The organism is Brevundimonas sp. GCM10030266 (assembly GCF_042666595.1).
Classification (GTDB): domain Bacteria; phylum Pseudomonadota; class Alphaproteobacteria; order Caulobacterales; family Caulobacteraceae; genus Brevundimonas.
This window is the reverse complement of record NZ_JBHTCY010000001.1, coordinates 1,207,838-1,227,998: the sequence shown is the minus strand read 5'-3', so window position 1 is coordinate 1,227,998 and position 20,161 is coordinate 1,207,838. Positions and strand designations below refer to the sequence as shown.

Genomic DNA, 20,161 nt, shown 5'->3' with positions numbered 1-20,161 from the left:
CAGTGCTTGACCCGAAGGGGCCGGCCCCGCGACATGACGCCCGACGTCGCGCGCGCTCGAATTCGTGTGCGTGGTGTAGGGCTTTGCGGTATCAGCCCCTTGAGTTCTCGACCGGCGGCCAGCCCGCCATGACTGACGGATGGCATTATGCTGGGCGACAACAACTTCGCTGACGAGCGCAAGGCGCGCGACGGTCGCGTGTCCGGCGGTTACGGTGAAGCCGTCTTCGACCAGACCCGCTCGGGCGCCTGGAGCGACAACAACGAAGAAGCCCCGGTGTTTGATCTGGCCGCCTACTGGCGCATGGCCCTCAAGCACCGCATCCTGATCATCGGCTGCTTCCTCGGCGCGCTGGCTATCGGCGCGGCCCTGACCTTGCTGATGACGCCGATCTACACAGCGCAGGCGACCCTGCAGATCGACCGTGAGGCCGCGCGCGTTTTCAACTCCGCCGAGGACGTCAGCCCGCGCGAAAGCATGGCCCAGGGGGAGGAGTTCTTCCAGACCCAGTACGGCCTGCTGCGCAGCCGCTCGCTGGCCGAGCGCGTGGTCGAAAGCCTGGGTCTGGCCAGCTCCGACCGGTCCCTGCAGGCGCTGGGCGTCGAACCGCCGACCGGCCCCGGCTCGGCCGCTGTCCAGGCCGAGCGCCGCCGCAACGCCGCCCTGGACTATGTGCAGGGCAATCTGAGTGTTTCGCCCGTGCGCGGTTCGCGTCTGGTGGCCGTGGGCTTCAATAACCCGGATCCGGTCGTCGCGGCGCGCGTCGCCAACGGCTTCGCCGAGAACTTCATCCAGGCCAATCTGGACCGCAAATTCCAGTCGTCCGCCTATGCGCGTGAGTTCCTGGAAGACCGCATCGCCCAGACCAAGAGCCGGCTGGAAGAGGCCGAGCGCCAACTGGTCGCCTATGCCGCCAACCAGCAGATCATCAACGTCGGCGAACCCAGCGAAGGCGGAAGCGACAGCCCCGGCAGCTCGCAGTCCCTGGCCTCGAACAACCTCGTCGCCCTGAACTCCTCCCTGGCCGAAGCCCGCGCCGCCCGCGTCGCCGCCGAGGAGCGCTGGCGCTCGGCCCGCAACGCCCAGGTCATGACCCTGCCGGAAGTCCTGCAGAACCCCTCGATCCAGCGCCTTGGCGAACAACGCGCCCAGCTCGAGGCCGAGTACCAGCAGAAATCCAGCATCTATCAGGCCGACTATCCCGAGATGGTCCGCCTGCGCGGCCAGATCACCGAAATCGACGGCCAGGTTCAGGCGCTGGCCACCAACATCCGCGCCTCGATCCAGAGCCAGTACGTCGTCGCAGCCAACCAGGAGCGTTCGCTGCAGGGCCAGGTGGATGCGCTCAAGGGCGACGTGCTCGACCTGCGTGACCGCTCGATCCAGTACAACATCCTGCAGCGCGAGCTGGACACGACCCGCACCCTCTATGAGGGCCTGCTGCAGCGCTACAAGGAAGTCGGCGTCACCGGCAATGTGACCGCCAACAACATCTCGATCGTCGACAACGCCACCCCGCCGGCCGCGCCGTCGAAGCCGAACATGATCATCAACCTGGTGCTGGCCGCGATCTTCGGCCTGGGCCTGGGCGTGGTCGCCGCCTTCGTGATCGAGGCGCTGGACGAGAGCGTCGCCACGCCGGACGACGTCGAGAAGAAGCTGGGCGTGCCCGTGCTCGGTGTCGTGCCGCTGCTCGACAAGGGCCAGACGACCTCCGCCGCCCTGGCCGACATCCGGTCCGGCTTCTCCGAAGCCTATTACTCCCTGCGAACAGCCTTGCAGTTCTCCACGCCGGACGGCGCCCCGCGCACCCTGCTGGTGTCCTCGGCCCGTCCCGCCGAGGGCAAGTCCACGACCGCCTATGCCGTCGCGCTCAATCTGGCGCGGGTCGGCAAGCGGGTGCTGCTGGTCGACGGCGACCTGCGCAATCCGTCGATGCACCGCGTGGTCGGCGTCGACAACGAACGCGGCATGAGCAACCTGCTGTCCGGCTCCACCGATCTGGCCTCGGCCGTCCAGCGCACCCGCCAGGACAATCTGTTCTTCATCCCCTGTGGCCCGCTGCCGCCCAACCCTGCCGAGCTGTGGGGCGGGGATCGCCTGCGTCACTTCCTGAACGACGCCGGCGCCTCCTTCGATCACGTGGTCGTCGATGGTCCCCCGGTGCTCGGCTTCGCCGATTCACCCCTGCTGGCGGCGTCCGTGGACGGCGTGCTGTTCGTGCTGGAATCGCGCGGCACCCGTCGTGGCCAGGCCCGTGGCGCCCTGCGTCGCCTGAAGATGGGCCACGCCCGTCTGCTCGGCGCCGTGCTGACCAAGTTCAACGCCAAGACTGCCAACTACGGCGGCTACGACTACGCGTACGACTACAACTACGGCGCTGAAAGCACCGAGAAGTCGGGCAAGAAGGGCAAGACCGCTTGAGCGGCCGGGCGGTCCGGGGCGGCGTAAGCGGCGACCGGATCGCCGATGTCGCCTCCTGGGTTCTGGTCGCCGCCGGCGTGGTCCTGGGCTGGCAGGTGGCGATCCAGCCCCTGCTTCAGCGCGCGCCGGCCGAGGTCGCCATTCGACTGGCCCCCGGCTCCCCCCTCGTCCTGCGACGCGCGGCGGAGAGCGAGTTCGCCGCCGGAGAGAAGAATCGCGACGCCGACCGCTATGGTAACGCCGCCTCCCTGTCCCGTGACGCCCTGGCGCGCTCTCCGTTCGACGTTCGCGCCCTGCGGGTCGTGGGCCTGACCGAAGCGCGGGCCGGCCGCGAGGATTCGGCCGACGAAATCCTGACGCTGGCCGGCAACTGGAGCCTCCGCGACGATCCGTCTCATGCCTGGCTGGTCGAGCACCGGCTGAAGCGTGGCGACTACGCCTCGGCCTTCGCCCACGCCGATACGCTCGTGCGCCGCCGCGACGACATCCGCCCGACCATCTTCAACCTGTTCACGACCGCCGCCACCCTCGACGGCCAGCGCGCCCTGCCCGAGATCGCCGTGCTGTTGTCGTCCAGCCCGCCCTGGCGGCAGGCCTATCTCGAAAGCCTGCACATCGACGCCCGCGGGCTGCAGACCGCCGTCAACCTGGCGATTCTCCTGCAGGCGGGCCGCGCGCCCCTGACCAATGACGAGCTGTATCAGCTCTATATCCACCTCCTCGACAAGGGTCAGTTGCAGGCCCTCGAGGTGGTGAGACGCCGCCTCAACCGGCCCTCCGCCTCGACGCTCGTGACCAACGGCGGATTCGGCGACGCCAGCGCGCCCGAGCCGTTCCAGTGGCGTCTGGCGCAGGATGCCGGCGTGATCGTCGAGATCGTGCCCGATGACGTCCGTCCCGCCGATCCCGCCCTGCGGGTCGACTACGACGGCTATGCCTCGTCGCGGGTGGCGGAACAGCTGATGTTCCTGCGTCCCGGCCGCTACCGGCTGAGTGGGGAATCACGGGTGGAAGAAGGCGATCCGGCGGCGCGTCTGGCGCTGACCCTGACCTGTTCACCGGGCGATGCGCAGATCCTGGCGACCCCGGCAGCTGCGCCGGGAGCCAATGTCTGGACCGCGTTCTCGACGACCTTCACGGTCCCGGAAGGCTGTCAGGCGCAGTGGCTCCGGCTGGAAACCCGCCCCGGCGACCGACCCGACCGAACCGCCCTCTGGCTCGACAAGATCGCCGTTAACCCTCTCGCTTGATTGGCGAAAAAGCGGCCTAGAGGTGTCCGATTTACATCACCCGGTCTTGAAATCGTATTGCTTTCGAAACCTTCGCCGCCTATACCCATTCTCGATACGTCGCGGGCCAGCCCGTACCAGATACCTGTTTAGAAGGGGATTTAGCATGCGTAAGACCATCGCCGCTGTAACGGCCGGCCTGCTGCTCGTGGCTGGCCAAGCCGCCGCCGCCAACACTTCGGCCACCGCTCGCGTGGGTGACCGCGTCGGCGCTCGTGCCGACGCTTCGTCGGAGTTCGCCGGCATTCCGCTGCCGGTGCTGCTCATCGGCACCGCCGTCATCGTCGCGACCGTTGTCGTCGCTTCGGACGACGATTCTGAAAGCGACTAAGACGACCCGGCCCGCGCTGCGCCTCCTGCAGTCGTAACGCGTGTCGGTCAAGGCTTTGAAGGGCCAGTGGGACGCTGTGGCAATCGCCGCGGCCATCCTGCTGGCCCTTTCGCTTGTTTTCGGCGGAGCCAGCCGTGAACACGCGCTGAGGCTGGCGCTGGTCGAACTGGCCGCCCTGCCCCTGCTCGTTCTGGCCGCCAACCGGCTGATCCGCTCGGGCGAGTGGCGCAAGAGCCGGTTCGCCCTCGGCCTGCTTGGCCTCCTGGCCGCGATTCCCCTCATCCAGCTGATTCCGCTGCCACCCTTCCTCTGGACCGCCCTGCCGGGGCGCGAGGAAATGGTCGTGGCGCTTGATCTGGCGGGCCTTCAGCCGGGCTGGGCCCCGATCACCGTCACCCCGGATCTGACCTGGCAATCCGCCCTGGCCCTGATTCCCCCGGCGGCCATGTTCCTGGCGGTCCTCGGCAGCACCCAGGCGCAGACAGCGCGGATGCTCGCCTTCTATCTGATCATCGCCGTGATCTCCGTGGCCCTGGGCGCCGCCCAGCTGGCCAGCGGCGGACGGCAGCTCTACCTCTGGGCCACCACCAACGCCGGCTCGGTCAACGGCTTCTTCGCCAACCGGAATCACCTGGCCACCTATCTGCTGGCCTGCGTGCCCTTCGCCGCCGTGTTCGGGGCCGCAGTCCTGCGCCGCCGCACGGATGAGCGGCTGCCGCTCTGGTTCGGCGCCCTGTTCCTCGGCCTGGTCGTGGTCGGTCTGGCCGCCATCCGGTCGCGCGCCGGCGTCATCCTGTTCGGGCCCATCGCCATCACCAGCCTGCTCGCGGCCTGGGTCGCGGCGGGTCGCGGACGTCCGGGCCCGGGCCTTCTGGCTCTGACGGGCGGTGTCGCCGCGGCCATCGCCGCCGTCGCCCTGCTGGCCCTGCCGCCGATTCTCGCCCGCTTCGACGCCCAGTCCGCGCCGGAGGGCCGGTTCGAGGGCTGGCCGATCGTGGCCGACGCCGCCGACGCCTGGCTCCCGCTCGGCTCAGGCATCGGCAGCTTCGACGCCGTGTTCCGGTCCGTCGAACCGCTGGAGCAACTCGACCCCACCTTCTTCAACCACGCCCACAACGAGTATCTGGAGACCTGGCTGGAAGCCGGCTGGCCGGGCGTGGCGCTGATCATCGCCTTCCTGGTCTGGTATGGCCGTCGGACGATCACGGCCTGGACGGCCGGGCCATCGCGGGAGCGCGACCTGCAACGCGCCGCCAGCATCGCCCTGCTGGCCATGCTGGCCCACTCCGGCGTCGACTACCCTCTGCGCACGGCCGCCCTGGCCGTCCTGTTCGCCCTGTGCGCCGCCATCCTCGAGAAGGCCGGACACCCCACCGAGCGCGATCGGGCCTGAGCAGGCAGCAGGCAGCAGGCAGCAGGCAGCAGGCAGCAGGCAGCAGGGTTAGTCCGACGGTCGCCCGAACCGGTGCAAGCCCCCTCCCGACACTGGCGACCCTCCCCCGTTGATGAGTCCCGGCGGAGCATCCGGACGCAGGTTCAGCGGCCACCGCAGCCCCCCCTTCCCTGCCGCCTGCCGCCTGCCGCCCACGCTACTCCCGCATGCAGAAAGGGCCGCCGGGGTCTCCCCCGGCGGCCCTTGTTGTCGACCGTGCCGTCTCAGGCGGTCAGTGACCGCCCGGCGTTGCCGCGGCCGTAGCGTTCCGCACCTTGGCCTTCGCGGCGACGACAGCGAAGACCGTCAGGATCACATAGCCGGCCAGCGGGATGATGAAGGCCAGGTTCAGGCCCGCCGAATCGGCCATCCAGCCGCCCAGCAGCGGCAGGATGGCGCCGCCGATGATGGCCATGCACAGGAGGCCCGAGGTGGCCGACGACGGGGCCGACGATCGCTCCAGCGTCAGGGTGAAGATGGCCGGGAACATGATCGAGTTGAACAGGCCGATCAGCAGGGCGGCGAACGCGGCGTTCACGCCACCGGTCTGGGTCACGATTGCGCACAGGATGGCGGCGGCGGCGGTGCAGACCGCCAGCAGCCAGCCCGCCGGAATGCGCGTCAGCAGAGCGCTGCCCGCAAACCGGCCCATCAGGGCGCCGGCCCAGTACAGGGCGACCAGACGGCCCGCGTCATGTATCGGCAGGCCCAGGGCGCCGTCCGAATGCAGGAAGTTGGTCATCAGGCTGCCGATCGTCACTTCCGACCCGACATAGACGAAGATGGCCAGGGCGCCGAACAGGGCCCAGCCCGAGCTCAGGGCCTTCAGCGGCGAACCAGGCAGGTCGGCCGAGGCGCTGGCGCTGGCGGCGGTCAGACGCTTGCGAACGCTCCAGATGAAGGCTCCGAGCAGACCGAAGAACACAGCCAGGCCGATGAAGACGGCGTCGATATTGGCGAGGGTCGCCGCCCGGGCCTCGGGATCCAGAACGGCGGGCGTCGCGGCGGCGGCGGCCGTGTCCGGACCGACGGCGGCGGCATAGGCGCCCATGCTTCCGATATAGTTGTGCAGGAAGACGACCCAGCCGATCACCAGACCGACTGCGGCGCCGACGGCCAGCCAGCCCTTGATGTCACGGCGCAGGGCGCCGACCAGCAGGCCGGCGACCAGTCCCATGCCCACGCCCAGCAGGATCAGCAGCAGGGCGGTCGGCGAGGCCAGGACGCTGACGCCGCCGACGGCGAAGATGCCCCCCGACAGCATGACGGTGGCGCCCAGCAGCGGCCCGATCACCGTGCCCAGCGAGTTGAAGGCCTGCGAGAAGACGAGGCGGAAGTGCGATCCCTTCGGCGTTCCCAGCGAGGCGGCCAGCGGGTTTGCGGCCACCTGCAACAGGGTCACGCCCGCGGCGATGACGAACAGGGCCACCAGCACGCCCGGATAGAAATCGAAGATGGTCGACAGCGGCACGATCAGGGCGCCCAGCACCATGACGGCCAGCGCGCCGACGATCGACTTGGCATAGCCCAGCCTGGCCAGCACGGCGGCGGCGGGAAGGGAGATGATGCCGTAGGCGGTGAACCAGGCGAACTGGGTCAGCAGGGCCTCGGTGAAGCTGAGCTCGAACACGCCCTTCACCGCCGCGATCAGCGGATCGATCAGCGAAGTGGCGAAACCCCAGGCGAAGAACAGGGTCGTCACATAGGCGAAGGCCGCGCCCATACCCTTGGCGGACGGCTGGGCCGAGGTTTGCGGTTGGTCTGTCATCTCACTCCCCGTGGCCGGCGTTCCATCTTGCGCGGCTTCGTGGAGGCCTTGGTTTCATCCGCAAGGCCCCGCGTCCAGCGATTTGAGGAATCCCGTAACCAAAAGTGGGCCCTTCCGACCCCTTGTCCGGGGCGAAAGGACGGGGATGATGGCGGGCCGGATCATCCGGCCCGAGCGACCGCTCGAACTCCCGGGGGAGCCTGCCGTGACCGATCCGCTTCGCGAGACCCCGGACTGGTGGCGCGGCGCCGTCCTCTATCAGGTCTATCCGCGCAGCTTCGCCGACACCAACGGCGACGGGATCGGCGACCTGCCGGGGATCACCGCCCGGCTGGATCACATCGCCTCTCTGGCCGTCGACGCGGTCTGGCTCAGCCCCTTCTACCGCTCGCCGATGAAGGACTTCGGCTATGACGTCTCCGACTACTGCGCCGTCGATCCGGTCTTCGGAACCCTCGCCGATTTCGACGCCCTGATCGCCCGCGCCCATGATCTGGGACTGAAGGTCATCACCGATCTGGTCTTCGCCCATACCTCGGACCAGCATGCCTGGTTCGCCGAGAGCCGCCAGAGCCGCGACAATCCCAGGGCCGACTGGTTCGTCTGGGCCGACGCCAAAGCCGACGGCACGCCGCCATCCAACTGGCAGTCGGTCTTCGGCGGCCCGGCCTGGACCTGGGACGCCCGGCGCGGCCAGTACTACATGCACAACTTCCTGCCCGAGCAGCCGCAGTTGAACCTGCACAGCCCCGCGGTGCAGGACGCCTTGCTGGAGGTCGCCCGCTTCTGGCTGGATCGCGGGGTGGACGGCTTCCGCCTCGACGCCATCAATTTCGCCATGGCCAACCCGGCGCTGACGGACAATCCGCCCCTGCCGCCGGGCGGTCCGCGCACCCGGCCCTTCGATTTCCAGGACAAGATCCACAACCAGTCCTGGCCGGGCATCATCGACTTCCTCAAACGCCTGCGGGCCGTGACCGACAGTTACGGCGGCCGCTTCACCGTCGCCGAGGTGCCGGGCGACCGGGCCGATCAGGAGATGCAGGCCTACACCGCCGGCGATGACACGCTGAGCAGCGCCTACGGCTTCACCTATCTGTATGCTCCTGCCCTGACGCCGGCTCTGGTCAGACAGACCGCCGCCGTCTGGACCGGTCGTCCCGGTCAGGGCTGGCCGTCCTGGCCCTTCTCGAACCACGACGCCCCCCGCGCCGTCTCCCGCTGGGCCGAGGGCCGCGACCCGGCCGCCATGGCCCGCCTGATGGCCCTGCTGCTGGTCTGCCTGCGTGGCAACGTCTTCCTCTACTACGGCGAGGAGCTGGGCCTGCCGCAGGGAGATGTGCCCTTCGAGCGGTTGGTCGATCCCGAGGCCATCGCCAACTGGCCGAAGACCCTGGGCCGCGACGGCGCCCGCACGCCGATGCCGTGGTCGGCGGACGCGCCCCACGCCGGCTTCTCCACCGCAGAGCCCTGGCTGCCCATCGACCCGCGCCACCTGCCTCTGGCCGTGGACCGGCAGGAAGCCGATCCCGCCTCCCAGCTGGCCCTGACCCGCCACCTGATCGCCTTCCGCAAGGCGCACCCGGCCTTGGCCATCGGCGCCATGCGGATCCTCGACGCCCCCGACGGCCTGCTGGTCTTCGAGCGCACTGAGACCGACCAGCGCCTGCTCTGCGCCTTCAACCTGGGCCACTCAGCCATCGACTGGTCCCCGCCCGCGGGCTGGCAGGTGATCGAGGCGGTGAACGGCGACGAAGGTCCGCTCACGCCCCTGTCTGGCCGGGTGCTCGCCCCGGTCTCTGGCGCGGGCGCGTAACCCGGAGTAACGCAGGAGCCATGACCTCCGGACCTGTCCTCGTCACCGGCTCCGCCGGCTTCATCGGCTTCCACACCGCCCAGCGCCTGCTGGCGCGCGGCGAGACCGTGATCGGGGTCGACAATCTGAACAGCTACTACGACCCGGCGCTCAAACAGGCCCGGCTCGAGCGGCTGCAGGCCCATCCCAACTACATCCACAACACCCTCGACCTGGCCGACCGCGAGGGCATGGCCGCCCTCTTCTCGCGCCACGCGCCGCGCCGGATCATCCATCTCGGAGCGCAGGCGGGCGTCCGCTACAGCCTTGAACAGCCCGAGAGCTACATCGACTCCAACGTCGTCGGCTTCCTGACCCTCCTCGAGGGCGCGCGCGCGGTGAAGGCGGAAAACCTCGTCTTCGCCTCGACCAGCTCGGCCTTCGGCGCCAACGGCGCCCTGCCCTTCTCGGTCAAGCAGGGTGTGGCCCATCCGCTGACCGTCTATGCGGCCACCAAGATCGCCAATGAGGCGATGGCCCACTCCTATTCCCACCTGTTCGGCTTCCCCTCGACGGGGCTGCGTTTCTTCACCGTCTACGGACCGTGGGGCCGCCCGGACATGGCGCTGTTCAAATTCACCAAGGCCATCCTCGAGGGCCGTCCGATCGACGTCTATGGCCACGGCAAAATGGAGCGGGACTTCACCTATGTGGATGACATCGTCACCGGCGTGGTCGCCGCGCTGGATAATCCCGCGACCATCGATCCCGACTGGAACGCCCAGGCGCCCAACCCGTCCACCAGCGGCGTCGCCCCCTGGCGGATCCTCAACCTCGGCGCAGGACGTCGCGAACAGCTGATGCGCTACATCGAGGTGCTGGAGGAGGCGCTGGGCCGCAAGGCCGAGCTGAACATGATGCCGGTGCAGGACGGCGACGTCGCCCGCACCGAGGCCGACGTCAGCGAGACCGAGGCCGCGCTCGGCTATCGCCAGTCCACCACCATCGACGTCGGCGTGCGCCGCTTCGTCGACTGGTATCGCGACTTCTATCAGGTCTGATCAGCCATCGACGGCCCAGGAAAAAAGGCGGGGCCCTCGCGGGTCCCGCCTTCTTCATGTTCGCCTGTGAAGCGGCTTACTGAACGGGCTGGCCGTTCACATCGACCACCTGCACGTCGCCGAAGCCGAGCGCGCGGATCTTGGGCTCGATCTGGGCGCGGTCGCCAACGATGACCCAGGTGGTGGGGCCCGCGCCGACGATGGAGCGGGCGGCTTCCGTGGCGGCGGCCGGCGTGGTGGCGTTCACCCCGGCGGCGTAGCTGTCATAGAAGTTCTCCGGCAGGCCGTAGGTGACCATCCGGGCCATGTCGCTGACGAGGGCGGCGTTGGTCTCCCATTCGCCGGCCAGACCCTGAACCAGATTGGCGCGGGCCGCGGCCAGCTCCGTCTCGGTCAGCGGGCGCGAGCCGACCACCTCGGTCAGTTCGCGGCGCAGCTCGACCAGGCTTTCGGCCGTCTTGTCGGACTGGACGCCGGCGCTGACCACATAGGCCCGGTCGCCGCGCGCGGTGCGAACCCCGCCCGAGGCGCCGTAGGACCAGTGCTTGTCCTCGCGCAGGTTCATGTTGATCCGGCTGGTGAAGGCGCCGCCGAGGGCCGAGTTCATCGTCTCGATGGCGGCTTGCGTCTGGGCGTCGAAGGCCGGGGCGATGCGGCCGCCGAAGATCATCGACTGCGGTCCGGCGCGATCCACGATCAGGATCCGGGGCGTCGCCGGCGTAGCCGGCAGGGCCGGGGCCTGCGGACGCGCCGGCAGGGCCGACGACGGGGTCCGCCAGCGGGCGAAGGCCCGCTCAAGCTGCGGCTGCAGCTCGGCCAGGGTCGTGTCGCCGACGACCACCAGGGTGGCGTTGTCCGGACGGAACCAGGCGTCGTGATAGGCGTGCAGCGCCTGCGGGGTCAGGCCCCCGACCGATGCTTCCGTACCCGCGGGCGGACGGCCGTTCGGATTCTCTGCGCCGTACAGCTGGGCCGACAGCACCCGGTTGGCGATGGCGCCCGGGCTGCGGTTCGACTGCTGGATGCCCGAGATTTGCTGGGCCTGACCGCGCTGGAAGTCCTCGGCGCGGAAGGCCGGGTTCTGGACCACGTCAGCGAACAGGGCCAGCGACGGCTCGATGCGCGACTCGATGGCCGTCATGCTGACCGTCGTCGAGTTGACGCCCGACCCGGCGCCCAGGGTGGCGCCCAGGATCTGCAGGCGGTCGCTGATCTCCAGCGCGTCGAGGCTCTCGGTGCCGTTGGTCAGCACGGTCGAGGTCAGCACAGCGGCGCCCTGCTGGCCTGTCGGATCGACCGCCGAGCCGGCGTCGAAGATCAGGTTCAGGCTGACGGTCGGCACCGCGGTGCGCGGCACGAACATCACCTTCAGCCCGTTCGACAGGGTCGCATGCTCGATGGTGGGGAAGTCCGCCAGCGGCGCCGGCTGCGGCGTCGGCATCTGGCTGCGGTCCACGCCTTCACCCGAGGCGGCGTAGTCCGGGAACGGCACGACCTCCAGGCTGTAGCTGCCGTCCTGCAGCCAGCCGCGACCGGCGGCCGTCAGATTGGCCGGGGTCGCCGCCAGGATGCGCTGGTAGCTGACGCGCCAGGCGCCGGGGTCGCCGTGGAAGACCTGGCTCTCGGCCAGGCGGTCGGACTTGCCGCCGAAGCCGCCGATCCGCTCCAGACCCCGGACATAGCCGGCGCCGTTCGAGGTGCGGGCGCGCTCCATTTCCTCGGCGGTCGGGCCGTCGCGCAGCAGGCGGGCCATTTCCTCGTCGACGATCGCTTCGATCGCCGCGAGATCCTGCCCCGGCTTGGCCGTCACGGTGACCATGAACTGGCTGCCGATCTCGCCTTCCGAGACGCCGGCCGACACGCCCGTCGCGATCTGGTCATCGAAGACCAGACGCTTGTAGAGGCGCGAGTTGCGGCCCGACGACAGGATGTCGCCCAGCAGGCCCAGATAGTCGGTGTCGGCCTCGCCCGCGGGCGGCACGTTCCACACCTTGTACAGGCGCGGCTGGCCGACCCGGTCCTGCATCACCTCGCGCTGGGCGCCGGTCATGCGGGCGATCATCTGCTGCGGATGGGTGACGGGCGGTCCGGGCGGGATGTCGCCGAAATACTGCTCGACCTTGGCGCGCGCCTCTTCCGGGGTGATGTCGCCGGCCAGGACGATGGTGGCGTTGGCCGGGCCGTACCAGGTGCGGAACCAGGTCTGCACGTCCTCGAGGCTGGCGGCGTCGAGGTCTTCCATCGAGCCGATCACGCTGTGGCCATAGGGGTGATCCGCCGGATAGGTGGCGTTGGTGATCGCTTCCCAGACGCGGCCATAGGGCTGGTTCTCGCCTTGGCGCTTTTCGTTCTGGACGACGCCGCGCTGCTCATCGAGGCGGGCCTGATCGACGGCGCCCAGCAGATGGCCCATCCGGTCGCTCTCCAGCCACAGGATGCTGTCCAGCGCCGAGGTCGGCACGTTCTGGAAATAGTTGGTGCGGTCCTGGCTGGTGGTGCCGTTCTGGTCAGTGGCGCCCAGACGCTCGGTGCCCTTGAAGAAGTCGTCGTTGAAGTTCTCGGACCCGTTGAACATCAGGTGCTCGAACAGGTGGGCGAAGCCCGAACGGCCGGTCGGCTCGTTCTTGGAGCCGACGTGATACCAGATGTTCACCGCCACGATCGGCGCCTTGTGGTCCTCGTGGACGATCAGGGTCAGGCCGTTGGGCAGGACGAACCGGGTGTAGGGGATGTCCACGTCCGGCAGTGGCGCCAGACGCTCCTGCGCGGCGGGCGCGGTCGCGACGGCGACGGGAACCTGGGCCTGGACGGCGCCGGACGCCAGAAGGACAGCCGCGGCGGCGCCTCCCAGCAGGATGGGACGGATCGATCGCATGCAGGCACCCCCTGAAAGTGAGACAGCCCGGCGCCTTAAGGCCGCACGGGCGCGACAGTGGTATCCGTCTGCGAACGGCCCGCAAGCGCTTTAACGTTGCGTTTTCGTAATCCTCAGCGCGCCACTTCGCAGCTGCGAGCCCCAAAGGTTCAGGCTTGCACGGATCGCCAAGCAAACCCCCGGACACGCAGGAACAGGAGAAGTTTTGCACCGCACACGAAATGAATTGCCTGTGGCGCTGCAATAGGCTCCTATCCCTATCCGCGGCGTCGAACGCGGGTTCGGGCCGGATTTCTGACATTTCTGCCCTTCGGACGCCGCGCCCATGATCCGTAAATCGCTCGCCCTCGCCGCCCTCTGTTGTCTGGTGACGGCCAGTCCCGCGCTCGCCGCGCCGGCCGCCCCGCTGCTGGCCCATCAGGCGACGCTGGAGCTGAACGAGGCCTCCTCGGCCTGGATCCTGACCTCGACCGCGCTGGTCCTGCTGATGACCCTGCCGGGTCTGGCCCTGTTCTACGGCGGCATGGTCCGGCGCAAGAACGTCATCGCCACCATCGCCCATTCGACCGCGGCGCTGGCCATCGTCACCGTCCTCTGGTTCGTGGTCGGCTACAGCCTGTCCTTCGGCGTCTCGGGCGAGGCGACCAATCCCTACATCGGCGGTCTGGAGGCGCTGTTCCTGAACGGCGTCACCCCGACCACGGCCTTCGCGGCGGCCCCGGGCCTGCCGGAGTTCCTGTGGATCGCCTACCAGCTGACCTTCGCCATCATCACCCCGGCCCTGATCGCCGGCGCCTTCGCCGAGCGGATCAAATTCTCGGCCTCGATCCTGTTCTTCTTCCTGTGGCACCTGATCGTCTACGCGCCGATCTGCCATCAGGTCTGGGGCGGCGGCTGGCTGGGCAGCTGGGGCGTGCTCGACTTCGCGGGCGGCGCCGTGGTGCACGTCAACTCGGGCGTCGCCGGTCTGGTCGCCGCCATTGTCCTGGGCCAGCGTCATGGCTTCGGTCGGGACAACATGGCCCCGCACAACCTCGCCTTCACCGCCATCGGCACCGGCCTGCTGTTCGTCGGCTGGCTCGGCTTCAACGCCGGTTCGGCCTGGGCGGCTGACGCCATCGCCGGCGTCGCGGCCCTGAACACCATCCTCGCCGCCGCCGCCGCCGCCATCGGCTGGACCGCGGTGGAGTGGTTCGCTCACAAGCGCCCGACCCTGTTGGGCCTGCTGTCCGGCATCGTCGCCGGCCTGGTCGGCATCACCCCGGCGGCGGGCTTCGTCGATCCCAAGGGCGCCTTCTTCATCGGCATCCTCTCGGGCCCGGCTTGTTTCGTGGGCGCGGTCTGGCTGAAGAAGCTGCTGAAGTACGACGACAGTCTGGACGCCTTCGGCATCCACGGCATCGGCGGCATGGTCGGCGCGATCCTGACCGGCGTCTTCGCCTCGGCGGCCATCAATCCGGTCAGCGAGGGCGCCGATGTGGTCAAGCAGATCGTCGGTCTGCTGGCCGTCGTCGCCTGGTCGGGCATCGGCACCTGGGTGATCCTGATGATCTGCAAATTCACCACCGGCCTGCGCGTCACCAAGGAAGACGAGATCGAGGGCCTCGACTACACCCAGCACGGCGAGACCATTCACCAGTAACCCCTCCACCATGCGTCGCCCAAGGGCTTCGCATGGCCCCCCTCCCCAGCTTCGCTGGAGAGGTGAGTGTCCGCGTTCACCTCTCCACGCAGTGGGGAGGTGGCTCGGCGGCGAAGCCGACGAGACGGAGGGGTCCGGTTTGCGCCTTCCCCCCCGACCGCCTTCCCCGCTACAACCTCGGCCATGACGTCCGCCCCGCTTCCCGACGCCGGCTCCAACTGGGTCGACCGCCATGCGCCCGAAGGGCTCAAGCCGTGGCTGAAGCTGGGCCGGTTCGACCGCCCCATCGGCATCTGGCTGCTGCTCATTCCCGGCTGGCAGGGGATCGCGCTGGCGTTGGCCTCCGAGGGCCGCAGTTCCAGCCTCTATGACATCTGGCTCGTCGCCGGCTTCGCCATCGGGGCCTGCCTGATGCGCGCCGCCGGTTGCGCCTTCAATGACATCGTCGACCGGGACATCGACGTGAAGGTCGCCCGCACCGCCGCCCGCCCCGTCGCCTCGGGCCGGATCAGCGTGAAGAAGGCGCTGGCCTTCACCGTCGGCTGTTCGCTGGTCAGCCTGCTGATCCTGCTGACGATGAACTGGACCTCCGTCATGCTGGGCATCGGCTCGCTAGTCCTCGTTGCCGCCTACCCCTTCATGAAGCGGATCACCTGGTGGCCCCAAGCCTGGCTGGGCCTCACCTTCAACTGGGGCGCCCTGATGGGCTTCGCGGCTGCGACCAGCGCCTTTGTCTGGTACGGCATGCTCGCCCATTGGACCGGCGCGACCGGTTTCCATGGGGATTGGGGTGACCCCGGCAACCTTACTCTCGCCGCCTTCGCCCTCTACGCGGGCGGCGTCTTCTGGACCCTTGGCTACGACACCGTCTACGCCCTGCAGGATATCGAGGATGACGCCATGGTCGGGGTGAAGTCCTCGGCCCGTCGCCTCGGCGGCAACGTCCGCACCGGCGTCGGAATCTTCTACCTGCTGGCCATCGCCTTCGCGGGTCTGGCGGGCCTGCTGGCCGGGCTGGGACCGCTCTTCTACCTGCTGCTCGTCGGCTACGCCGTCCACCTGCTGTGGCAGACCCGGTCGATCCGCGCCGACGACGGCGCCCTGGCCCTCGCCCTGTTCAAATCCAACCGCGAGGCGGGGTTCATCCTGCTTCTCGCCATCATCCTCGGTTCGGTTCAGCTTCCGCTTTGAAGGAGACCCGCATGTCCTCCCCCCGCATGCTCCTGATCACCGCCCTGCTCGCCACCACGGCCCTCGCGGCCTGCAATCGCGACAAGGAAACGAAGGCAGACGCCTCGACCGCCCCGGGCGGCGCCGTCGTCACCCCGGCGAACGCCGCCGCGCCCATGATCTATGAGTCGAAAAGCGGAGCGGCCAACGTCAGCCTGAAACTGCCGGACGCCATCAAGGGCCAGCCTGACCTGCACGCCCGCCTCTTCTCCGAGGAGGTTCGCAAGCTGCAACAGTTCGCCGACGGCGCCGCCAATGAACGGCAGGAAACCAGCGAGGAAGGCGCGCCCAACTGGACCTATGAAAAGCAGGTCAACCTGACCGCCGCCCTGGAGACGGGCAAGCTTCTCAGCCTCAAGCGCGCCGACTTCGATTTCTCGGGCGGCGCCCACCCCAACACCCTGACCACCGGCATTCTGTGGGACAAGGCGCTGAAGCGGCAGATCGGCTTCAACGACCTGTTCCAGCGCGGCGCCAATCTGACGGCGCTGGATCAGGCCCTTTGCTCGGCCATCAACGCCGCCAAGCGCGCCCGCGTGCCGGACAGCAAATCCCTGACTTTGGGCAGCGGCGGCGACTGGAACTGCCCCCGCGCCTCGGCCACCGAGTTCGTGCTGACGCCGGGGACCGAGCCGGGCAAGGCGGCGGGCCTGACCTTCCTGATCGGTCCCTACGCCGTCGGCCCCTATGCCGAGGGCGCCTATGAGATCGCCATCCCGGTCTCGGCCTTCCGCTCGCTTCTGACCACTGCCTATGCCGACGAGTTCGGCGGCCAGCTGGTCAAGGCCGGCGACGTGACCCCGACGGCCCGCTAGGGACCGCCGGGGCCGGGATCATCAGTCCGCCAGGAACTGGTCCATCAGCTCGGCGAACCGGGCGGGCTGGTCCTGCATGATGAAGTGGCGGCTGCCGTCCACCCGGATTAGGCGAACGCCCGGCAGGGTCGCGTATTCGCGCGTCCACATCGCATCAGACATGGCGGCCGGGGCGCCGCCGTCGGCGTCCGAGGCATAGGGCGCCCAGACCGGAACGGTCATACCCGCCAGGCCGGGGCGCAGGTCCGTGGTCATCACCTCGCGGATGGCGGCGGCCATGGCCCGGCGATCGCCCGCCAGCGTCCATTCGACCATCTTCCCACGGATGACCGGATCACGGGCCAGCCCGGCGGCCGAAGCCGTCTGACCGTTGCGGAAGGCGTCGTCCGGCGTGTTCAGGATCCCTGCCGCCGCCCGCTCGGCGAACGGACGCGCGGTCTCCACCGTCGCCTGCGGACCGAACAGGGCGCTGAAGAAGGGCAGGCTGTCGACGGTCATCACCTTGCTGACCAGCGACGGCTGTTGCTGGGCCAGCATCAGGGCGCTCAATCCGCCCATCGAGTGACCGGCCACCGCCGGACGATCCAGCCCCTGCTCGCGGATGTAGCGGGCCAGGTCATCGATCACCGGCTGGATGAAAGGACCATCGCCATGCGTCCAGGGCTCGCCGGCGAAGCCCGCCAGCTGGACCAGATGCACCCGGTGCGTGGCCTTAAGCCGCTCGGCCTCGGCGCGCCAGACCTCGCGGGAGGAGCCGAAGCCGGGGATCAGGATGACGTCCGGTCCCTGTCCCGCCACCTCGACCGACAAACGGTCGGAGACGAAGGGGGTGCTCTGGACGGCCGCAGCGGGCGCCGCCCGGGCCTGATCATTGGCGACAAAACAGGCGACGAAGACGCCGATGACGACTGCGAACCAGGCGCGCGGGCGCCGGCACGCCGGAAGGGCGCGTGAAAACATGGCAGGCTCCTTTTGGTGATGCGGTCCTGACGAGATGTCAGGCGTGGGGGTTCTCGAAGACGTCCTCGACCGGCCGTTCGAACAGCACCGCGATGCGGTAGGCCAGATCGAGGGAGGGGTCGTGTTTCTCGGTCTCGAGCGCGTTGACGGCCTGCCGGGACACGCCCAGCGCCTGGCCGAGCTGTTCCTGGGTCCATCCGCGCTCGACGCGCAGCAGCTTGAGACGGTTCTTCATCAGTACGAGGTCCGGATGAAGGGCGCGACCATGCCATACAGCATCCAGAAGGCCGGGTAGATCAGCCAGGCCGGCAGGTGCGGCGCTGCGGCAAAGGTTTCGGCGAAGCCCCAGAAGACCGCCAGCGCCATGGCCAGACCCGAGGCGACAATGAACTGTTTGGCCGTCAGGGCGCGGACGAACTCGTCACTATCCTTCATCAGACTGAGCGTCGCCCAGAGCTGGCCGACCACCGGGGCCGAGATCGCCGCCGCGAGGATCCAGCCAGCGGGCTTGCCGATGACCTCATCGAAGGCGTCCGTCACCATCATCGAGGTGCAGATGGCCACATAGGGAACCATGAACAGCCAGGTGCGGATCACATACCGCTTGTGCGCCGGGGTCCCGTTTTTCCAGATCGAAAGCATGTCAGCTCCTCCTGACTGAATGTTAGGTCAACCTGACATCGACAAAATGTAATGTCAACCTGACATGATGTCAGGAAAGCCCGACTTTCTGCGTTTTCTTTGCGAACGCCCGACGGCGGCGTATCCTGCGCCCATGCCCGCCGCGCCCCGCATCCGGCCCGCCGACCTGTTCACGCCCGAGGAATGGGTGCCCTTCCAGTCGCGCCGCGGCTTGGTCGGCCCCCTGCTGGTGCTGCACTGCTGGGGCGTTATCGCCCTGGCCGTGGCGGCCGGGACCATCTGGCCGATCCTGATCCCGATCTGCGTCATGATCATCGGCACGCGCCAGCTGGGCCTCGCCATCCTGATGCATGAGGCGGCGCATGGCGGCCTGTCGACCAACGGCAAGCTGAACGATTTCCTCGGCCACTGGCTCTGCGCCGTGCCGGTCGGCGCCTCGCTGAACGCCTACCGCCCCTATCATCTGTCGCACCACCGCTTCGCCCAGCAGGCGGAAGACCCGGATCTGGTCCTCTCCGCCCCCTTCCCGGTCTCGCCCGCCTCCCTGCGCCGCAAGATCCTCCGCGACCTGACCGGCCAGACCTTCTTCAAGCAGCGGTTGCTGCTGCCGCTGGCGGCGAAGCGCGGCGCCAGGGCGGCGCGGGCCACGGATGACCATGACTATGAGGCCATCGTCACCGGTCGCTCGATCGCGCCTTTCGTTCTGGTCAATCTCGGCCTGCTGGCGGGCCTGACGCTGATCGGGGCATGGTGGGCCTACTTCGCCCTGTGGCTGCTTCCGATGGCGACCTGGTTCCCGATGGTCACCCGTCTGCGCAACATCGCCGAACACGCCTGCGTCGAGGGCTCGGCCAGCGATCCCTTCCGCGCCGCCCGCACCACCCGCGCCCGCTGGTGGGAGCGCGCTTTCATCGCCCCCTACTGGGTCAATTTCCACGCCGAGCACCACCTGTTCATGCACGTCCCCTGCTGGAAACTGCCGTCGCTGCACAAGGCGGTGCACGACAAGCCGCAGGGCGAGCGGATGGAGGTGGCGGACGGCTATGTGGAGGTGCTGAAGACGGCCAGCGCGGGCGTGCCCCCGGTCAGGTGATCTTCTTCGCGATGGTCACGCCCAGCACGACGAAGACCGCGAAGATCGCCAACGCCAGGAAGAACAGGATCTTGGCGATGCCGGCCGCCGCGCCGGCGATGCCACCAAACCCCAGAACACCCGCGATCAGGGCGATCACGGCGAAAATCAGAGCCCATTTGAGCATGTCGTTCTCCTTACTTCCGGGACAACGGCAAGGCTGTTGCGCGGTTCCCGTCCGGAGCGCGCTCTGGCGGCGCCGCACCAGCTTTGCCATACCAAGACTCCCCTCCCCGGAGCCCGCCATGATCCGTTCGCTCGCCGCCGCCCTGCTGGCCCTGCCAGCCACGCCCGCCCTCGCACAGGAGCCGGGCGCGACGCCGGTTCCGGCACAGGTCACTGCCCTGAACGGCTGCTGGAGCGGTTCGGGCGACGTGATGGGCAAGCCGGTCGTCCTGACGCTGACCGCCACCCCCGTCGCCCACGGCGCCCTTTTCGTGGTCGAGAGCGACAGCCACGCCACGGCGGACCCGGCCGACCGCTACGCGGCGCATCTGGTCTTTGGCGGACGGGCGCCCGGCGAGACCGGCGAGACCCTGACCGGCTTCTGGGGTGACAGCTTCGGCGGCGACTACACCGCCACCGGGACCGGCACGGTCCGCGCTGACGGGTTCGACATCACCTATCCCTATCCGGACGCCCGGTTCGTCAACCGCTGGACCCGCGACGGCGACCGCCTGTCATGGACCATTGTGGCGGTCAGCGCCTCGGGGACCGAGAACAGCTTCGCCAACTACGCCCTGACCCGCACGACCTGCGGCTGAC

Annotated in this window: 17 protein-coding genes; 11 read left to right on the top strand and 6 right to left on the bottom strand. The window is 68.8% G+C overall.

What is annotated here, in order from left to right; all coding sequences use genetic code 11:
• Positions 1–147 precede the first annotated feature (147 nt).
• The 4 genes from ACFQQC_RS06325 (at position 148) to ACFQQC_RS06310 (ending at position 5,437) form a co-directional block, all read left to right on the top strand.
• Positions 148–2,424: a GumC family protein gene (locus ACFQQC_RS06325; RefSeq protein WP_376860749.1), complete on the top strand. Its 2,277-nt coding sequence runs from the start codon at positions 148–150 to the stop codon at positions 2,422–2,424.
• Positions 2,421–3,674: a hypothetical protein gene (locus ACFQQC_RS06320; RefSeq protein ID WP_376860747.1), complete on the top strand. Its 1,254-nt coding sequence runs from the start codon at positions 2,421–2,423 to the stop codon at positions 3,672–3,674. Before ACFQQC_RS06325 ends, ACFQQC_RS06320 begins: the two co-directional genes overlap by 4 nt.
• 145 nt (positions 3,675–3,819) lie before the next feature.
• Positions 3,820–4,044 carry a hypothetical protein gene (locus ACFQQC_RS06315; protein ID WP_376860745.1) on the top strand — a complete coding sequence of 75 codons (225 nt, stop codon included), beginning with the start codon at positions 3,820–3,822 and terminating at the stop codon, positions 4,042–4,044.
• A 40-nt stretch (positions 4,045–4,084) separates the two neighbouring features.
• On the top strand, positions 4,085–5,437 hold the full coding sequence (locus ACFQQC_RS06310; protein WP_376860743.1) for an O-antigen ligase family protein: 1,353 nt from the start codon (positions 4,085–4,087) through the stop codon (positions 5,435–5,437).
• A 271-nt stretch (positions 5,438–5,708) separates the two neighbouring features.
• Here the strand turns inward: ACFQQC_RS06310 and ACFQQC_RS06305 are convergent, their stop codons facing one another.
• Complete coding sequence (locus tag ACFQQC_RS06305; protein ID WP_376860741.1) at positions 5,709–7,244, bottom strand: glucose/galactose MFS transporter; 1,536 nt, start codon at positions 7,242–7,244, stop codon at positions 5,709–5,711.
• A 148-nt stretch (positions 7,245–7,392) separates the two neighbouring features.
• Between ACFQQC_RS06305 and ACFQQC_RS06300 the strand changes: the two genes are divergently transcribed.
• Together ACFQQC_RS06300 and ACFQQC_RS06295 are read left to right on the top strand one after the other, a co-directional pair.
• Positions 7,393–9,060: an alpha-amylase family glycosyl hydrolase gene (locus tag ACFQQC_RS06300; RefSeq protein ID WP_376860739.1), complete on the top strand. Its 1,668-nt coding sequence runs from the start codon at positions 7,393–7,395 to the stop codon at positions 9,058–9,060.
• Positions 9,061–9,080: 20 nt separating this feature from the next.
• Entirely contained in the window at positions 9,081–10,100 is a 1,020-nt protein-coding gene (locus ACFQQC_RS06295) for an NAD-dependent epimerase (RefSeq protein WP_376860737.1), read from the top strand.
• 76 nt (positions 10,101–10,176) lie between these two features.
• Here the strand turns inward: ACFQQC_RS06295 and ACFQQC_RS06290 are convergent, their stop codons facing one another.
• Entirely contained in the window at positions 10,177–12,975 is a 2,799-nt protein-coding gene (locus ACFQQC_RS06290) for a M16 family metallopeptidase (protein WP_376860735.1), read from the bottom strand.
• A 325-nt stretch (positions 12,976–13,300) separates the two neighbouring features.
• On the opposite strand from ACFQQC_RS06290, the gene ACFQQC_RS06285 reads away from it, so the two are divergent.
• The 3 genes from ACFQQC_RS06285 to ACFQQC_RS06275 all read left to right on the top strand — a co-directional run bounded on the left by ACFQQC_RS06285 (position 13,301) and on the right by ACFQQC_RS06275 (position 16,662).
• A complete protein-coding gene (locus ACFQQC_RS06285) occupies positions 13,301–14,617 on the top strand; it encodes an ammonium transporter (RefSeq protein WP_376860733.1) in 1,317 nt (438 codons plus the stop codon).
• Positions 14,618–14,800: 183 nt separating this feature from the next.
• Positions 14,801–15,808 carry a UbiA family prenyltransferase gene (locus ACFQQC_RS06280; RefSeq protein ID WP_376860731.1) on the top strand — a complete coding sequence of 336 codons (1,008 nt, stop codon included), beginning with the start codon at positions 14,801–14,803 and terminating at the stop codon, positions 15,806–15,808.
• An 11-nt stretch (positions 15,809–15,819) separates the two neighbouring features.
• Entirely contained in the window at positions 15,820–16,662 is an 843-nt protein-coding gene (locus tag ACFQQC_RS06275; RefSeq protein WP_376860729.1) for a PdaC/SigV domain-containing protein, read from the top strand.
• 21 nt (positions 16,663–16,683) lie between these two features.
• Here ACFQQC_RS06275 and ACFQQC_RS06270 read toward each other — a convergent pair whose 3' ends face one another.
• From ACFQQC_RS06270 to ACFQQC_RS06260, 3 genes are read right to left on the bottom strand one after another with little or no spacing between them, the layout of a single operon-like run.
• A complete protein-coding gene (locus tag ACFQQC_RS06270) occupies positions 16,684–17,622 on the bottom strand; it encodes an alpha/beta fold hydrolase (RefSeq protein WP_376860727.1) in 939 nt (312 codons plus the stop codon).
• 37 nt (positions 17,623–17,659) lie between these two features.
• Positions 17,660–17,857 carry a helix-turn-helix transcriptional regulator gene (locus tag ACFQQC_RS06265; protein ID WP_376860726.1) on the bottom strand — a complete coding sequence of 66 codons (198 nt, stop codon included), beginning with the start codon at positions 17,855–17,857 and terminating at the stop codon, positions 17,660–17,662.
• Positions 17,857–18,264 carry a hypothetical protein gene (locus ACFQQC_RS06260; protein ID WP_376860724.1) on the bottom strand — a complete coding sequence of 136 codons (408 nt, stop codon included), beginning with the start codon at positions 18,262–18,264 and terminating at the stop codon, positions 17,857–17,859. Before ACFQQC_RS06260 ends, ACFQQC_RS06265 begins: the two co-directional genes overlap by 1 nt.
• 133 nt (positions 18,265–18,397) lie before the next feature.
• Here ACFQQC_RS06260 and ACFQQC_RS06255 point away from each other — a divergent pair, with 133 nt between their 5' ends.
• Entirely contained in the window at positions 18,398–19,357 is a 960-nt protein-coding gene (locus tag ACFQQC_RS06255; RefSeq protein ID WP_376860722.1) for a fatty acid desaturase family protein, read from the top strand.
• On the opposite strand, the gene ACFQQC_RS06250 is transcribed toward ACFQQC_RS06255, so the two are convergent.
• The gene (locus tag ACFQQC_RS06250; RefSeq protein WP_376860720.1) at positions 19,350–19,523 is read right to left on the bottom strand and encodes a DUF1328 domain-containing protein; all 174 of its coding nucleotides are present in this window, start codon (positions 19,521–19,523) and stop codon (positions 19,350–19,352) included. The genes ACFQQC_RS06255 and ACFQQC_RS06250 overlap by 8 nt on opposite strands.
• Before the next feature lie 118 nt (positions 19,524–19,641).
• Here ACFQQC_RS06250 and ACFQQC_RS06245 point away from each other — a divergent pair, with 118 nt between their 5' ends.
• Positions 19,642–20,160, top strand: coding sequence for a hypothetical protein (locus tag ACFQQC_RS06245; protein ID WP_376860718.1), 519 nt, complete (start codon positions 19,642–19,644; stop codon positions 20,158–20,160).
• Position 20,161 lies beyond the last annotated feature (1 nt).